Raw genomic sequence first — 18,057 nt, forward strand, 5'->3', positions numbered from 1 at the left:
GCCTGGCGGCTTCAGCCCAGACCAAGCGTCTTGTCGATGAGTGCGAAGACCTCTTCGTCGCTGCCGGCCACCAGGTCGGTCGGCTCGTCCGGGTGGGGCGCGCCCGGGTGGGGCGCGGCGTCCAGTCGCCATTGCAGGGCCTTGAGTCGTTCTGCCAGTCGGCCGCGAGATGTGCCGTCCAGGTCGGCCCCCGCCCCGGCGACGGCGGCCTCGAGCCGGTCGAGTTCGGCGAAGCCCGGCTCGGCGCTCCTCGCTTCGGCCGGGCCGAGCAGATGTCGCAGGTGCTGGGCGAGTCCGGTCGGATTCGGGCGGTCGAAGATCAGTGTCACGGGCAGCCGCAGGCCGGTCTCGGCGGTGAGCCGGTTGCGCAGCTCGACGCCGGTGAGCGAGGTCATGCCCAGGTCGAGGAAGCCGCGCTCGGTATCGACGGAGGCCGGCGCGTCGTGCCCGAGCAGGACGGCCAGGTGACCGCGGATCAGGTCGAGCAGCAGCGCCTCCTGTTCGGCGCCGCGCAACCCGGCCAGCCGGTCGCCCCAGGACTCGACCGGGCCGGCCACGGTGGGCGTCGGCGTGCGGACGAGGCCGCGCAGCAGCGGAGGCACTTCGGGGATGCCCGTGTCCAGTCTGGCCGGCACGAGCAGCGCACGGCCGTCGGCCACTGCGGCGTCGAGCAGGTCGAGGGCCTGTTCCGTCGGCAGCGGCAGCAGGCCCTCGCGGGCGAAGCGGGCCACGTCGGCCGCGTCGAGCCCGCCGGTCAGCTCGCTGCGCCGCTCCCACAGCCCCCAGGCGAGCGAGGTGGCGGGGAGGCCGCGGGAGTGACGGTAGCGGGCAAGCGCGTCGAGGTAGCCGTTGGCCGCCGCGTAGTTGGCCTGCCCGATCGGCCCGGCCAGCGCGGCGAACGAGGAGAACAGCACGAACGCCGACAGGTCCAGGTCGGCGGTGAGCTGGTGCAGATTCCACGCGGCGTCGGCCTTGGGTCGCAGCACGCTGTCGAGCCGGTCGGCGGACAGGTTCCCCAGCAGCGCGTCGTCGAGCGTGCCCGCCGCGTGGATCACCGCGGTGAGCGGACGCTCCGGCGAGATGGCGGACAAAGCCCTCGCCAGGTCGTCCGGGTCGGCGGCGTCGCAGGCGCTCACCTCGACATCGGCGCCCAGGGCGGTCAGTTCCTCGCGCAGTTCGGCCGCGCCGGGTGCGTCCGGGCCGCGTCGGCTCAGCAGCATCAGGTGGCGGACAGCGTGTCGGGTCACGAGATGCCGGGCGACCAGGGCACCGAGAGTGCCGGTGCCCCCGGTGACCAGGACGGTGCCCGTGCGGGCGGCGTCCCAGGGCTCGGCGCCGGGCTTCGGCTCGGCCGTCGCCAGCCGGGGTACGCGGGCGACGCCGTCCCGCACGGCGATCCGGGGTTCACCGGCGGACCTGGCCGCGACGGCCGCTACGGGCAGTGCTGCCGCGGACGCCTCGCTGCCGTCCAGGTCGGCGAGCACGAGTCGGCCGGGGTGTTCGGACTGGACGGACCCGGCCAGTCCCCAGACCGCGGCCTCGGCCGGCCCACTCTCCTCGTCGTCGCCGATGGCCACCGCGCCGTGTGTGGCCATGACGAGCAGCGATTCGGCGAAGCGGTCATCTCGCAGCCAGCCCCGAAAGAACTCGGCGGCATCGCGCGCGCGGGCGTGCGCGGCGGCGGGCGAGGACCGGTCGGCGGCCGGATTCGCCGCGTGCACGATCACGACGTCGGGTGCCGGGTCGGGAACAGTGTCGAGATCGGGCAGGTCCGGGCCCGGTGCTGTCCAGGACCGCGCCGCCGGATCGCCGACCTCGTCGGCGAATTCGGCCCACTCGATCTGGAAGAGGTCCACCGGCTGCTCCGACGGCGCGTCCTTCGACTGCGCGTGTGGCTGCGCGGGAATCGGCTCGAGCCAGTGCCGCCGCCGCTGGAAGGCGTAGCCGGGCAGCGGAGCCGGACCGCCACCGGCCAGGTCGGTTCGCCAGTCGATGTCCACGCCGCTGACGTGCGCCTCGGCCAGCGACTCGAGTACGCGCCGGGGCCCGTCCTCGTTGCCGCGCAGCGTCCCGAGCACGACGGCGGTGGTTCCGGCGTCGGCGACGGTGTCCTCGATGCCCAGCGTCAGCACCGGGTGCGGACTGCACTCGACGAACGTGTCGAAGCCCTCGTCCAGCAGCGCGCGCACCGACTCCTCGAAGCGCACCGGCCGGCGCAGGTTCTCGTACCAGTAGTGCGCGTCGAGTTCGCGGGTGTCGATCCAGTCGCCGGTCGCTGTGGAGAAGAACGGGATGCGGCCCTCGGCCGGGGTGAGGCCGGCGAGCAGCTCGCCGAGCTCGTCCGCCAACTGGTCCACCTGCGGCGAGTGCGCGGCGAAGTCGACGGCCGGCACCCACCAGCGCATGATCCGGGCCGCGGACAGCCTGCGTTCCAGTTCGGCCAGGGCAGTCGGCTCGCCGGCCACGGTGACCGTGCCCGGACCGTTCACCGCGGCGATCGACACCCGGTCGGTCGTGCCTTCGAGCTGTTCGAGCATCTCGCCGACCGCCGAACGCGAGGCCATCACCGAGAGCATCGCGCCCTTTCCGGCCAGCCGCTCGCGAATCAGGCGGCTGCGCAGGGCGACGACGCGGGCGCCGTCACGCAGTGAGAGCGCGCCGGTCGCGCAGGCCGCCGCGATCTCGCCCTGGGAGTGGCCCAGTACGGCGGCCGGCCGCAGACCTCGGTCGAACCACATCCGGGCCAGCGAGACCATCATCGCGAACAGGGCGGGCTGGACGACGTCCACGCGGTCCAGCGGTGGTGCGTCCTGGCTGCCGCGCAGCACGTCGGGCAGCGACCAGTCCACGTGGTCCGACAGCGCGTCCGCACACTCGGTCATGCTCCGCGCGAACGTGGGGCTGTCGTGCATGAGCCGCAGGCCCATCTTTGGCCACTGGGTGCCCTGGCCGGGAAAGATCAGCGCCACCTTGCGGTCGCGGCGGGCCGGGCCCCGGCCGCGGACCAGGCCGGCGGCCGGTGTGCCGTCGGCGAGCGCCGCGAGTCCCGCCCGCAGGGCCGGGCCGGTGCCGACGACCACCGCGCGCCGCTCCAGCCGCGCCCGCCGCGACACCAGGGAGTACGCCGTATCGAGATCGTGCTGTTCCGGGTGCTCGGTCAAGTGGGCGAGCAGCGCCGCGGCCTGCCCGCGCAGCCCTTCCTCGGTGCGCGCCGAGACCACCCAGGGCAGGACCCTGTCGCTCTCGCCGATCTCACCGGTCCTGCCCGGCGCCGCGGCCGCGGCGGGCTCGGGCGCGGCCGGCTCGGCTACGGCCGGCTCCGGGTCAGGGGCTTGCTCCAGGACGACGTGGGCGTTGGTGCCGCTGATTCCGAAGGAGGAGACCGCGGCCCGGCGCGCCCGGCCGGTCCGCGGCCACCGTGTGGCCTCGTGAAGCAGCCGGACGGTACCGGAGGACCAGTCGACGTGCGGAGTCGGCTCGTCCAGGTGCAGGCTGGCCGGCAGCACTCCGTGCTGCATCGCGAGGACCATCTTCATCACCCCGGCGACGCCCGCCGCCGCCTGGGTGTGCCCGAGGTTGGACTTGACGGAGCCCATCCACAGCGGCGCGTCCGCGGAGCGGCCCAGGCCGTAGGTGGCGAGCACGGCCTGGGCCTCGATCGGATCGCCCAGCCGGGTGCCGGTGCCGTGCGCCTCCAGCGCGTCGATCTCGCCGGGCTCGATACGGGCGCCGGCCAGGGCCTGGCGGATCACCCGTTGCTGGGCGGGGCCGTTGGGCGCGGTCAGCCCGTTGGAGGCGCCGTCGGAGTTCACCGCCACGCCGCGTACGAGCCCGAGGACGCGGTGGCCGTTCGCGTACGCGTCCGACAGCCGCTCGACGAGCAGCAGCCCGGCGCCCTCGGCGAAGCCGGCGCCGTCGGCGGCGGCGGAGAACGGCTTGCAGCGACCGTCGGACGCGAGGCCGCGCTGCCGGGCCATGTCGACGAACAGGGTCGGGGTGGTCATCGTGGTCGCGCCGCCGACCAGGGCCATCGTGCACTCCCCCGCGCGCAGCGACTGCGCCGCCATGTGCAGCGCGACGAGGGACGAGGAGCAGGCCGTGTCGATGGTCACGGCGGGACCCTCAAGCCCCAGCGTGTACGCGACGCGGCCGGAGGCGAGGCTGCTCGCTGTGCCGTTGATGAGGTACGGCGCGTATTCCTCGGGGCAGGACTCGGGGCGTACGGCGTAGTCGGTCTGCGACAGTCCGGCGAAGACGCCGGTCCTGCTGCCGCGCACCGACTGCGGGTCGATCCCGGCGTGCTCGAACGCTTCCCAGGCGGTCTCCAGGAGCAGCCGCTGCTGCGGGTCCATCGCGGTCGCCTCGTGCGGCGAGACGCCGAAGAAGCCGGCGTCGAACTCCGCCATGTCGTAGAGGAAGCCGCCCTCGCGGGTGCGCGAGGCGTCGGGGTCCGCGGGAAGCCGGTCGTAGAGCCCGGACAGGTCCCAGCCGCGGTCGGCCGGGAAATCCGACACGGCGTCGGTCCCGGAGGCGAGCAGCCGCCACAGGTCCTCGGGCGAGCGAACGCCGCCGGGAAAGCGGCAGGCCATGCCGACGATCGCGATCGGCTCCTCGGCTGCCCGGGGCGCCGCCGCGCCGCCGGTGCTCTCCGCGTCGGCGACAGCGCTGACGTCTGTCGCGGTGTCGCCGGCCAGCGCGGCCGCGACGTGTGCGGCCACGTCGTCCGGGGTCGGGTGGTCGAAGACGAGGGTGGCCGGCAGCCGCAGCCCGGTGGCCGCCTTCAGCCGGTTGCGCAGCTCGACCCCGGTGAGCGAGTCGAAGCCGAGGTCGCGGAACGCGCGGTCGGCGGCGACGGGGCCGTCGTCGGCGTGGCCGAGGATCGAAGCGGCGTTGGCGCAGACGAAGTCGCGTAGCTGGGCCTGCCGCTCTTCGGCGGACATCGCGGCGAGGCGCCGGCGCAGTGTCGGCGCCCCGGCCGCGTCGGCCGCGGCGGCGATCCGCCGGGCCGGCGCACGGCGCAGGGAGCGCAGCAGCGGGGAGATCTCCGCCGGGTCGCGGAAGCGCAGCAGCCCGGTGTCCAGTCTGACCGGCACGAGGCGGTCCCGGCCGGCGGCGAGCGCGGCGTCGAACAGGGCGAGCCCGGCCTCGCTGGACAGCGCCGTCATGCCGGATCGCCGGGCCCTGGCCACGTAGGCGTCGTCGATGGTGCCGGTCAGCGCGCTGGTCTGGGCCCAGAGACCCCAGGCGAGCGAGACGGCGGGCAGCCCTTGGATCCGGCGGTGCCTGGCGAGGCCGTCGAGGTACGTGTTGGCCGCCGCGTATCCGGACTGGCCCGGACTGCCGATCACGCCGGCGGTCGCCGAGAACAGGACGAAGCCGGCGAGGTCGAGATGCCGGGTCAGCTCGTGCAGATGCCGGGCGGCGTCGGTCTTGGGGCGCAGTACTGCCCGCAGCCTCTCCGGGGTCTGCGATTCGATCAAGCCGTCGTCGAGGCCGCCGGCGCAGTGGATCACCGCGATCAGCGGGTGTGGCGACGGCAGCGCGGCGAGCAGCGCGGCCAGCGCTTCGCGGTCGCCGGCATCGCACGCGGCGATGCTCACCTCGGCGCCCGACCTGGTCAGCTCCTCGCGCAACGCCTCGGCTCCCGGCGCGTCCGGTCCGCTCCGGCTGACCAGCAGCAGGTGCCGGGCGCCGTGCTCGGTGACCAGGTGGCGCGCCAGCAGACCGCCGAGCACGCCGGTGCCGCCGGTGATCAGCACGGTGCCCTCGGGGTCCCATGCGCGCGGGACGGTGAGTACGACCGGACCGTGCCACTGAGCCGAGCCGGCGGCCTCGTGCGCGTGCCGGATGTCCCAGGCGCGGACGGGCCCGCCCGGAGCCGCCACGGCCTGCGCGAAGGATCGGTCCGCGGCGATCGTGGTGAGGTACTGGGCGTCCGCGACTGCGCGGGAGCCGATCGCCCCAGGTATCTCGCCGGTCACCCGGGCTCCGGTCGACAGTCCGGTCACGCCGGGTCCGATTTCGCAGATCACGCCGGCGAGGACTGTTTCGGGCGACGCCGCGGCATCGAGGCTGTTGAACGAGTCCAGTCGAGCGGCGCGGACCTCGATGCGGACCTGCCCGTCCTCCAGCGGCCGCGCCGCCTGCGGGTCGGGTGCCGTCGCCGGCGCACCCGCCCCGTCGATCACGAGGCGCCAGGGCTCCGCGTCGTCGGGGAGGTCGAGGACGTCATCGGCAGGCGGGCGCACCAGGCGGGGCACGTGCATGTCGCCCAGGCGCAGCGCCAGTTGCGGCTCGTCGGCGTGGACGGCGTCGGGCAACGCGCGCCAGGATGCCGGGTCGTCGTCGAGGTCTACGATGACGATGCGGCCCGGGTGCTCCGACTGTGCCGAACGCACCAGGCCCCAGACCGCCGCGCCACCGAGGTCGGCGACGTCCTCGCCGCCGTTCACGGCGACCGCCTCGCGGCTGAGCACCACGAGCGGGGTGTCGGCGAGCCGCTCATCCGCGAGCCCGGCCTGCAACCGCTTCAGGACGTCGGCCAGGGCGTCATCGACCGTCAAGTCCCGTCCGCCGGCCGGTATGACGACTACCTCGGGCACCACGTCCTCGGACAGTTCCGCCAGTTCTGCGACAGGGCGCGCGTCGATCCCGGCCTCGGCGAGCGCCGCCGGCACGCGGGCGCGGTCACCGCCGTCCACCCGCCAGTCGGCCGCGCCCCGCTCGGCGAGAACGTCGAGCTCGACCACCGGCCAGTCGACGGCGAACAGCCAGTCCTGGACCGCCGCGTGGTTCTGCCCGGCCGTCACCGGCCGCAGCGCCACCGATCCGACCGAGGCGACGGGGCCTCCGGCGTGGTCGGTCAGCTCCATGGCCACCGTGTCGGAGCCGTCCGTGCGCACCCGTACGCGTAGCGCTGTGGCACCGCCCGCGTGCAAGGTGACGTCCCCCCAGGAGAACGGCACCTCGACGCGGCTGGTGTACAGGTCGCCGCGCAGGGACGTCACCTGGAGCGCGGCATCGAGCAGCGCCGGGTGCAGGCCGAAGCGCGATACCTCCGCGTGTTCCGTCTCCGGCAGGGCCACCTCGGCGAAGACCTCGCCGTCTCGCCGCCAGGCGGCTCGGACACACTGGAACATCGGGCCGAATTCGTGGCCGCGTTGGCGCAGCGCCGCGTAGAAGTCGTCGACGTCCAGGGACTGCGCGTCGGCCGGGGGCCACACAGTCGAGTCGGCAGCGGTCACGGCGGCAGCCGGAGCGACCGTGCCGGAGGCATGGAGCGTCCAGTTGCCGGCATCCTCCCCGCCGGTCGGGTCGGCTGACCGCGCGTGAAGCGTCACGGGCCTGAAGCCCGACTCCAGCGCGCCGATCACGATCTGTACCTGCGTATCGCCGAGCTTCGGGAGGATCAGGGGTCTGTGGGTGGTCAGCTCGGCGATACGGCCGCAGCCCACTTCGTCTCCCGCGCGGATCACCGCTTCGACCAGTACGGCGCCGGGGACGACGACGGTTCCGGAGAGGGCGTGGTCGGCCAGCCACGGCTGGGCGCGCAGCGACCAGCGGGCGGTGGCGATCGCACCGTGGCCGGTCGCGAGTTCGACCGAAGCGCCGAGCAGGGCGTGCCCCGGCGTGCCCAGCCCGGCGGCGGTGACGTCGCCGGGCTGCCCGGCCGAGGCAGGCCAGAGGTGTTCGTGTTGGAAGGGGTAGGTGGGCAGGTCCACGTGGCGGGCGCCGGTATCCGCGTAATACGCGGCCCAGTCCACCGGAACACCATGACTCCACGCATCGGCAAGCGAGGCCACAAAACGATCCAGACCCCCCTCACCACGACGCAACGTCGACATCACAGCAGCCTCCACACCACTGTCCTCAACCGTCTCCTGCACACTCGCGGTCAGCACCGGATGCGCACTGATCTCAACAAAATGCCGATAACCCGCCCCCAACAACTCACGCACCGCCGGCTCGAACCCCACCGTCAACCGCAAATTGTCCAGCCAATACCCCGCATCCATCACCGCGGACTCAACCACAGACCCCGTCACCGTCGAATAAAACGGCACCACCGGCACCCGCGGCACCACCGGAGCAAGCACCTCAAGAACCTCCGCACCCACCTGATCCACCTGAGCCGAATGCGACGCGTAATCAACAGCGATCCGCTTCGCCCACACACCCTCCGCCTCCAACACCCCCAACAACTCATCCAACGCATCAGGCACACCCGAAACCACCGTCGACGCCGGACCATTCACCACCGCAAGCGACACACGACCACCCAGACCCGCAATCCGCACCCCCACCTCATCCGCCGACAACGCCACCGACACCATCCCCCCACCACCCGCCAACACCCGCAACGCCCGACTACGCAACGCCACCACCCGCGCACCATCCTCCAACGACAACGCACCCGCCACACACGCCGCAGCAATCTCACCCTGAGAATGACCCACCACCGCCGACGGCTCCACACCACAAGCCCGCCACAACCCCGCCAACGAAACCATCACCGCGAACAACACCGGCTGAACCACATCAACCCGCTCCAGGAGTCCGGCCGGAGCATCCCCCCGCACCACATCCACCAGCGACCAGTCCACATACGGCCCCAACGCCGCCTCACACTCCGCCAACCGCTCCGCAAACACCGGCGACGACTCCAGCAAACCCCGCCCCATACCCACCCACTGCGACCCCTGACCAGGAAACACAAACACCGGCCCCACACCACCCACCGACCGCACCACACCCGACCCACCCACACCCGACCCCACACCCGGCCCACCCGCAGCCAGACCATCAAGCCCCACCAGCAAACCATCCACATCGGACGCCACCACAGCCGCCCGGCACACCATCGCCGAACGCGACACCGCCAACGTACTCCCCACATCCACCACACCACCCCCCACACCCCCACGCACACACGCCGCCAACCGCCCCGCCTGATCCCGCACAGCCCCCACATCACGACCCGACAACACCCACGGCACCACACCCCCCACCACACCCACACCCACACCCACACCCACACCCGCACCACCCACCACCGGCGCCACCTCCACCAACGGCGCCTGCTCCACAATCACATGCGCGTTAGTACCACTCACCCCGAACGACGACACACCCGCACGACGAGAACGACCCGCATCAGGCCACGCAACAGCCTCCGTGACCAACTCGACCGCGCCCGCCGACCAGTCCACCCGCGACGACGGCACATCCGCATGAAGCGTCGCCGGCACCACACCGTGCCGCATCGCCATGACCATCTTGATCACACCCGCGACCCCCGCCGCCGCCTGCGCATGACCGATGTTCGACTTCACACTCCCCAGCAGCAACGGACGGTCCTGGTCGCGGCCTTGCCCATACGTCGCCAGCAACGCCTGCGCCTCGATCGGATCACCCAACCGCGTACCGGTCCCATGACCCTCCACCACATCCACATCCACCGCGCCCAACCCGGCCCCTGCCAACGCCTGCCGGATCACCCGCTGCTGCGACGGACCGTTCGGCGCCGTCAAACCGTTCGACGCACCGTCCTGATTCACCGCCGACCCACGGACAATGCCGAGGACCTGGTGGCCGTTGCGCAGCGCGTCCGAGAGCCGCTCCAGCACGACCACGCCGGCGCCCTCGCCGAATCCCATGCCGTCCGCGGCGTCCGAGTAGGCCTTGCACCGTCCGTCGGCGGCCAGTCCGCGCAGTCGCGAGAACTCCCAGAACGGTTCGTCGGTCGCCATCACGGTGGCGCCGCCGGCGACCGCCATCGAGCACTCGCCGTACCGGACGGCCTGCGCGGCGAGGTGGATCGCGACGAGTGAGGACGAGCACGCCGTGTCGACAGTCACCGCCGGGCCTTCGAGCCCGAACGTGTAGGAGATGCGGCCGGACACGACACTGGTCGCGTTGCCGGTGAGCATGTGCCCGACGACGTCCTGCCCCGAGTTCTTGAGCAGCGACTGGTAGTCCTCCGAGAAAGCGCCCATGTAGACGCCGGTACCGCTGCCGCGTATCGCGGCCGGGTCGATCCCGGCGCGCTCCAGCGACTCCCACGTGGTCTCGAGCAGCAGGCGCTGGTGCGGGTCCATCGCCAGTGCCTCACGCCGCGAGATCCCGAAGAATCCGGGGTCGAACAGCGAAGCCTCGGCCATGAACCCGCCCTCGCGGGCGTGGATGAAACCCTCGCGCTCAGGGTCGGGGTCGTAGATCGCGTCGAGATCCCAGCCGCGTTCCGGTGGCGGACCGCCGATCGCGTCGCCGCGCCGCTCGAGCAGCTCCCACAGGTCCTCCGGCGACTGCACGCCGCCCGGGAGGCGGCAGGCCATCCCGATGATCGCCACCGGATCGTCGGGCGCGTCGGGACGTACCTCCGCCACCGGCGGCGCCTCCTGCTCGCCGAACAGCCGCGCGCGCAGGTGCCCGGCCAGCGTCGTGGCCGTCGGGAAGTCGAAGAGCAGGGTCGCGGGCAGCCGCATACCGGTCGCGTTCATCAGGCGGGTGCGCGCCTCGACCGCGGTCAGCGAGTCGACGCCCATCTCCTTGAAGGCACGGCCCACCTCGACGTTCTGCGGCGAGGCGAACCCGAGGACCTTGGCGACCTGAGCGCGGATCAGGTCGAGCAGCACGCGGTTCTGTTCCGCGGCGGGCAGCGCGGCGAGCCGTTCGCGCAGTGCGTCGGCGGGCTCTGCTTCGCTGCCGGCGGCGGCCGGCAGGTCTCGGGCCTCGACCAGGCCGGCGAGCACCGGGTTCGGCCGGGTGAGCGCCGCGGCGTAGGTGTCCCAGTCGATGTCGGCGACGGTCAGATTCGCGGCGCCGGACGACACCGCGCGGCGCAGCGCGGCGACGGCGTGTTCCGGGGCCATCGGCCTGAGACCGTTACGGCTCATCCTGCTGTCGAGGACGGTGTTCCCGGCCGCGAGCCCGCTCTCGGCCCACGGCCCCCACGCCACCGACGTCGCGGGCAGTCCCTCGGCCCTGCGACGTTCGGCCAGTGCGTCGAGGAAGGCGTTCGCCGCGGCGTAGTTGGCCTGTCCCGCGCTGCCGAGCGAGCCGGCGATCGAGGAGAAGAGCACGAACATCGTCAGGTCGTGTCCGCGGGTCAGCTCGTCGAGATTGGCCGCCGCGGCGACCTTCGGACGCATGACCGTGTCGAACCGGTCCAGCGTGAGCGAATCCAGCACGCCGTCGTCGATGACTCCCGCGGCGTGTACGACGCCGGTCAGCGGCAGGTCCGCCGGAATCCGCGCGAGCAGCCGCGCGAGTGCTTCGCGGTCCGCGGCGTCGCATGCGGCCAGCGTGACGCGGGCGCCGAGGGCTTCCAACTCGGCCTTGAGTTCGGCCGATCCGGGGGCGGCGGCGCCGCGTCGGCCGGCGAGCACGAGATGCTCCGCCCCGGCGGTGGCCAGCCAGCGGGCGACGTGCCCGCCGAGGGCGCCGGTGCCGCCGGTCACCACCACGGTGCCGCCGATCGTCGGCCGCTTCCCGTCGGTGCCGGCCGCGGTCCTGGTCAGCCGCCGGGCGTAGCTGCCGTTCTGTCGGACGGCGACCTGGTCCTCGGCACGGTCGGCGAGCACAGCGGCCAACCTGGCGGCGACGCCGGGGCCGACCTGTTCCGGAAGATCGACAAGCCCGCCCCACATCTGTGTCTGCTCCATCGCGACGACCCGGCCGAGGCCCCAGACCTGTGCCTGCGCCGGGCTGGAGAGGGCGTCGTCCGGATCGGCGGCGACCGCACCGCGCGTCAGGCACCACAGCGGAATCTGGGTGTCGGCGGCCACCATCGTCCGGACGAGCTCGAAGGTCGCGGCCAGCCCACGCACGATCAGCGGATGTCGGGAATGCGGCGTCTCGTCCAGGGCGAGCAGCGAGAGCACGCCGCCCGTCCGCTCGCCGAGGGCGTCACCGAGCCGCTCGGCGAGCGTCTCGGAGTTCTCGGAGTCCTCGGGGGACACCACCAGCCGCTCGACGCGCATGCCGAGGTCCGTGAGGCCGTCGAGGATTCCGGCGGCCCACGCGTCGTCGGGAGGCGTCAAAGCAAGCCAGTGTCCTGACGGCGGGGAACTACGGCCGCCGCTCAGCGGAATCCACGACGGACGGTAGAGCCAACTGTCCGTGGCACTGCGGCCGCTGCGCCGCTGTCGCCAGTCCGTCAGGCCCGCCAGCAGGTCCTCGAGGGACGCCGTGCCTTCGCCCGGTACCCCGAGCATGGCGGAGAGTTCTGCCCCGTCGCCGCGTTCCACGGCGGTCCAGAACTCGGCCTCGGCCGGGTCCGCCACCGTATCGGCGGCTGCCGCCGGTCGGCTCGGCCAGAGGTGCTGGTACTGGAAGGGGTAGGTGGGGAGGTCGAAGCGGCGAGCCTCGGTGCCGGCGTAGTACGCGGTCCAGTCCACCGGCACGCCGTGGCCCCAGGCTTCGGCGACCGAAGCGGCGAGCCGTGCCGGCCCGCCCTCGTCGCGCTTGAGCGTCGGGACCGCCGCAGCGGTGATCCCCGCGTCCAGCGCGGTCTCTTCCACTGCCGCTGTCAGCACCGGGTGGGCGCTGACCTCCACGAAGTGCCGGTGTCCCGCGCCGAGCAGCGCCCGTACGGCCCGCTCGAAACTCACCGGCTCACGCAGATTGCGGACCCAGTACTCCGTGTCCATGGCCGTTCCGTCGACGGCGGTTCCGGTCAGGGTGGAGAGCACCGGGACGCGGCCGGGCCGCGGCGCGATCCCGGCCAGTGCCTGCGCGATCTCCCGCGCGACCTCGTCCACCTGGGCCGAATGCGACGCGTAGTCCACTCGTAGACGCCTGCACCACACCCCCTCGGCGTCCAGTGCCGCCCGCATCGCGTCCAGCGCCTGCGGCGTACCGGAGAGCACCACCGCGGACGGGCTGTTGACGGCGGCGACCGCGACCGCGCCGCCGACCCTCTCGATCCACGCCTGTGTCTCCTGCTCGCCGAGCGCCACGGACAGCATCCCGCCGTGACCCGCGAGCGCGGTGAGTGCGCGCGCCCGCAGAGCGACGACACGTGCCGCGTCCGGCAGTGAGAGCACACCCGCGACACAGGCCGCCGCGATCTCGCCCTGAGAATGTCCCACCACGGCGGCGGGGTGGACGCCTGATGCCTCCCACACCGCCGCGAGGCCCACCATCACCGTGAACAGGATGGGTTGGAGTACGTCCACGTGGTCCAGCAGTTCGGTCTCGTCGTGCTGTCCCCGCAACACGTCCAGCAGGCTGATACCGAGATACGGCTCAAGCGCCCGCGCGCACTCGGCCACGCGCGCCGCGAACACCGGCGAGCTGTCCAGCAACTCCCGCGCCATGCCGGCCCATTGCCAGCCCTGGCCGGGGAACACGAAGACCGCACCCGTGCCGTCCACCGCCTGCGACGGCTCCGTCCCGCCCTGCGCCACGGTGTCCAGCCCCGCGAGCAGACCGTTGACATCCTCGCCGGTGACCGCGACGCGCCACGGGAGGGCCGCACGCGTCAACGCCAGCGAGTGGCCCACATCCACCGCGTCGACGTGGGAACGCGCGCCGCGCACCCGGGCCGCCAGCCGGCCCGCCGCCTGCCGCGCCGCGTCGGCATCGCTCGCCGAAACCACCCAGGAGACCACGCCACCCTGGTTTTCCGGGCCCTGCCTCATCTCAGCCACGGGCGGCTGCGGGGCCTGCTCCAGGATCACATGCGCGTTCGTGCCGCTGATCCCGAACGACGACACACCGGCCCGACGCACCCGGCCCGCGTCGGGCCAGGCCACCGACTCCCTGGCCAGCTCGACGGCACCGGCCGACCAGTCCACGTGCGTGCTCGGCTCGTCGACGTGCAGCGTCGCCGGCACCACGCCCCGCCGCATCGCCTGCACCATCTTGACCACGCCCGCGACCCCCGCCGCCGCCTGCGTATGACCGATGTTGGACTTGACGCTCCCCAGCAGCAACGGCGTCTCACGGTCCTGGCCGTACGTGGCCAGCAACGCCTGCGCCTCGATCGGATCGCCGAGAGGGGTACCGGTGCCGTGCGCCTCCACGACGTCCACGTCCGCGGGACCCAGCCCCGCCGCCGCCAACGCCTGCCGGATCACCCGCCGCTGCGACCGGCCGTTCGGTGCGGTGAGACCGTTGCTCGCACCGTCCTGATTCACCGCCGAGCCGCGCACCACCGCCAGGACCGGATGCCCGGACGCCAGCGCGTCGGAAAGCCGCTCCACGACCACGACGCCCGCACCCTCGCCGAACCCCATGCCGTCCGCGCCCTGCGCGAACGCCTTGCTCCGGCCGTCCGGCGCGAGACCGCGCAGCCGGGAGAACTCCACGAACGGCATCGGGGTGGACATCACCGTCACGCCGCCGGCCACCGCGAGGCCGCACTCCCCGTTACGCACCGACTGCGCGGCCAGGTGCAGCGCCACCAGCGACGAGGAGCACGCCGTATCCACCGTCATCGCCGGGCCTTCGAATCCGAAGGTGTACGCCACGCGTCCCGATGCGATGCTCGGCGAGGCGCCGTTCTGCCGATAGCCCTCGAATTCCTCGTCGGCGAGCAGGCTGCCGTAGTCGCCGTACATGACGCCGGCGAACACGCCGGTGTCGCTGCCGCGCAGCGAGGCCGGGTCGATGCCTGCCCGTTCGAGCGCCTCCCACGTGGTCTCGAGCAGCAGCCGCTGCTGCGGGTCGGCGGCCAGGGCCTCGCGCGGGCTCATCGCGAAGAAGCCGGGGTCGAAGCGCGCGGCGTCGTACAGGAAGCCGGCGGCACGGGCGTAGCTGGTGCCGGGCTGGTCGGGGTCGTCGTGGAAGAGCGCGTCCAGATCCCAGTTCCGGTCGCCGGGAAACGCGGATATCGCGTCACCGCGCCGCTCCAGCAGGTCCCACAGCTCCTCCGGCGAGCGCACACCGCCGGGGTAGCGGCAGGCCATCCCGACGATCACCACCGGGTCCTCGCCGGCGGGCACGTGGCGCGTGCTGGTGACCTCGGCGTCGTTCTGGCCGGTGAGCAGCCGCGCGACGGCCACCGGCGTGGGGTGGTCGAACACGAGCGAAGCCGACAGGGCCGAGCCGGTGGCCCGGCTCAGCTCGTCGCTCAGCCGCGCGGCCAGCAGCGAGTTCAGGCCCTGGCTACGGAAGGCGGCCCCGGCGGCGATCTGTCCGGGCTCACGGCCGAGCAGTGCGGCGGTGCGTTCCAGGACCAGGGCGAGCGCCTGCGGGTACGTGAACCGCGCGGGCTCAGAAGATGCCCGATCGCCCGCGTTCTCGTCACGAACCGCCACGATCCCTCCAGGTTTGCAGAAGCGGGAACGGCACGCCGAGCGGGCCGAAGCTCATCATCAGGTCGCACAGCAGCCGGTCGTAGGCCGAAGCGGCCGAAGCAACCGAAGCGGCCGAGGCCGCCGCAGCCGTCGCCGGCTCGGACCCCGGGGGCGCGGTCTTGTCCGCCGGGGCGAGGAGGTGGCGCTTCATCGCGGCTACTCCCGCAGGCCGACCGGCAGCGCGCGCAGCCCGCGGAAGGTGGTCGACGGGTTCCACTCGGGATCCTGGTCGAGCAGCCGCATCTTCGGGAAGCGGGTGAACAGGCGCGCCAGAGTCTCGCTCGTCATGACCCGGGCGAGGCCGGCGCCGAGGCAGTAGTGCGGGCCGACGCCCATGGTGATGTGGCCGAGCGGCTCGCGGGACAGGTCCATCCGGCCGGCGTCGGCGGCGCCCGGGTGGTCCCGGTTGGCGGCCAGCACGTCGATGTACACGATGTGCCCTTTCGGCACGGTGTGTCCGGCGATCTCCCGGTCCTCCGGGGCGATGCGGATCAGCCGCTTGCTGGTGCCCTCCACCCGCAGCAGCTCCTCGACAGCTCGCGCCGGGTCGGCGAGCAGCGCCGGGATCTGCTCGGGCTCGCGCAGGATGGCGAGCGTGGCGTTGCCGATCAGCTTGCCGGTGGACTCGCCGCCGGCCGCGAGCATGATGAAGCAGGTGGTGAGCACCTCGTCGAGGCTCAAGCCCTCGGTCGCGACGAGCGCGCTGAGGAAATCGTCGCCAGGATCGACGCGGCGTGCCTGAAGGATCGGGGTCAGGAAGGCGGCGAGGGCGGCCTCCGCGTCGATGGTCGACTGGATGTCCGCGGGCGTCGGCCGCAGCTCCATCCAGCGCACCAGCCTCGGCGACTGTTCGAGGATGAGCAGCGCGCCTTCCACGCCGATGTCGAACAGCTCCGCGATCACCGAGGGCGGCACGACAGTGCTGATGTCCGCGATGATGTCGGCCTCGTCGCCGTCTTCGAGGCCGTCCAGGGTGGTGTCCACGATCGCGGCGACGCGTGGGCGCAGCCGCTCGACGACGCGCGAGGAGAACGCGGGGCCCATCTGCGAGCGCATCCGTGTGTGGTCCGGCGGGTCCCTGAGCACGATGGCGCTGCTCAGGTACGGCGTGCTGGAGCCCACGTTGACGCCGAACACGTTGTTGGGGTCGCTGCTCCACCGGGCACTGTCGCGCAGTACGGACGCGGCCAGTTCGTAGCCGGTGATGACATAGGCGTGCGACTGCTCTTCCCAGTACAGGGGCTCGGGTTTTTCGGTGACCAGGTCAGTGGGCATCAGGCATCTCCGTCCGTCCCGCCTGCCAGGCGGATTCGAGCTTCGGGGGTGGCGGACGCGCCGCCGCGGTCTTGCTCCGCGCGGGTCGCGTCCCAGTCTGCGGTGGCGCGCAGCGCCGCGAGCACGGCGGCGAGTCCGGTGCCGGTCCCGTCGGCGAACAGGCACTCCCGGCGCGCCTTCGGGGCCCGATGCGCGGCGGCGCAGGGCCAGTTCGCGGGCAGCGCGGCCTCGGCGGCGTCGGCGGCCCATTCGGGGGTGCAGGCGGCAGGACCCGGGCCGGCCAGCGGTCCGCGGATCCGGCGGTGCCAGGCCCACAGCCGCTCGGGGTCGGCGCCGGGGTCGTCGTAGCCGCACTGCTCGGCGTGCAGTGCGCGCAGTGCGTCCACGTCATGTTGTGCGACAGCCCGGTCCCGGCGCGCCAGTGCCTCGGTCTGTTCCGGATCGGGTCGGTGACCGGCCGTGCCGAAGCCGAGGATGGTCACCTGGCCCTCGTCGTGGAAGAGGTAGTTGCCGGGGCCGGGGTCCAAGGCGATCCGGGCGCTGTCGGCGAACCGGAACAGGGTCTGCCCCCAGAGGTACCGCTCGGTGGCGGCGGCCCGCACCGCCTGCGCCCAGCCGCGGCCCGCGGCCAGGTCCATGGTCAGCATCCGCTCGGTGGACAGCTCCTCGATCACGCCGGGAACGCGGATCAGCGGATGGCTCCGGCAATCGGCCGCGAGCCGTGCGTGGAGTGCCGCCTCGGACTTCAGCCCGACGAGCTGTTCGACGCGGCCTCGCAGCTCGCCGGCGGTGGTGTGGATCTGCGCCGCGGCCCGCTCACCGGCGGCGGCGCGCACCAGCGGCTCCAGCGCCCGGTGCAGTTCCGGTGCCGCCAGCACGCCGCGCACGGCCTGGTTCAGGCCGCGGTAGCGGATCTTGACCGCGACCCGGCGGCCGTCGCGCAGCAGCGCGGAGTGGACTTGGCCGAGCGCCCCAACGCCGAAGGGCTCAGCGGCGAACTCGGCGTACGCCTGCGCGGGAGTCCGGCCGAGCGTGCCGCGGACCGTCTGCTCCGTCAGGCCGGGCGACATGACCTTGACGTCGTCGTCGTACCCGGTGAGTTCCCGCTCCAGCGCCGCGGTGCAACGATCCGGCATCGCGGTGCCCACCAGCGCCGACCACAACAGCCGCGCCGCTCTGAGCGCCACAGGTCTGGCCCGGCCGAGCTGCCGCGCGTACAGCTCGGCCTCGTCGGTCGGTTCGGGGCCGCGGCCCTTGCGGGCGAGTGCCAGCGCGACCGTCTCGCCCGAGGTCTGGCCGGCCAGCCCGACGAGGGGCGCGATCCGGTCCGCCCGGCCGGCACGCGCGGTACCGGACCTGTGGACATTGAGTTCAACCATCGATGATCACCACCGGCCGAGGGAGTTGAGGAGCACTTTCACGGCGTCAGTGAAGCCCGCCGGGCGCCTGGAAACCCCTACACACCAACTGACCCGTCCAC

The 18,057-nt window shown here is 72.9% G+C and carries 4 protein-coding genes; all 4 read right to left on the reverse strand.

What is annotated here, in order from left to right; genetic code table 11:
* Positions 1–11 precede the first annotated feature (11 nt).
* From OG329_RS03040 to OG329_RS03055, 4 genes are read right to left on the reverse strand one after another with little or no spacing between them, the layout of a single operon-like run.
* Positions 12–15,263 carry a type I polyketide synthase gene (locus tag OG329_RS03040; protein WP_405792548.1) on the reverse strand — a complete coding sequence of 5,084 codons (15,252 nt, stop codon included), beginning with the start codon at positions 15,261–15,263 and terminating at the stop codon, positions 12–14.
* A complete protein-coding gene (locus OG329_RS03045; protein ID WP_405792549.1) occupies positions 15,250–15,453 on the reverse strand; it encodes a hypothetical protein in 204 nt (67 codons plus the stop codon). Before OG329_RS03045 ends, OG329_RS03040 begins: the two co-directional genes overlap by 14 nt.
* Positions 15,454–15,458: 5 nt before the next feature.
* Positions 15,459–16,577: a cytochrome P450 gene (locus OG329_RS03050; protein WP_405792551.1), complete on the reverse strand. Its 1,119-nt coding sequence runs from the start codon at positions 16,575–16,577 to the stop codon at positions 15,459–15,461.
* Positions 16,577–17,956, reverse strand: a complete 1,380-nt coding sequence (locus OG329_RS03055; RefSeq protein WP_405792553.1) for an AarF/UbiB family protein — start codon at positions 17,954–17,956, stop codon at positions 16,577–16,579. The genes OG329_RS03050 and OG329_RS03055 overlap by 1 nt, the downstream gene beginning before the upstream one ends.
* Positions 17,957–18,057: the final 101 nt, after the last annotated feature.

The sequence above is a fragment of the Streptomyces sp. NBC_01506 genome (genome assembly GCF_045040295.1).
Taxonomy (GTDB): Bacteria; Actinomycetota; Actinomycetes; order Streptomycetales; family Streptomycetaceae; genus Streptomyces.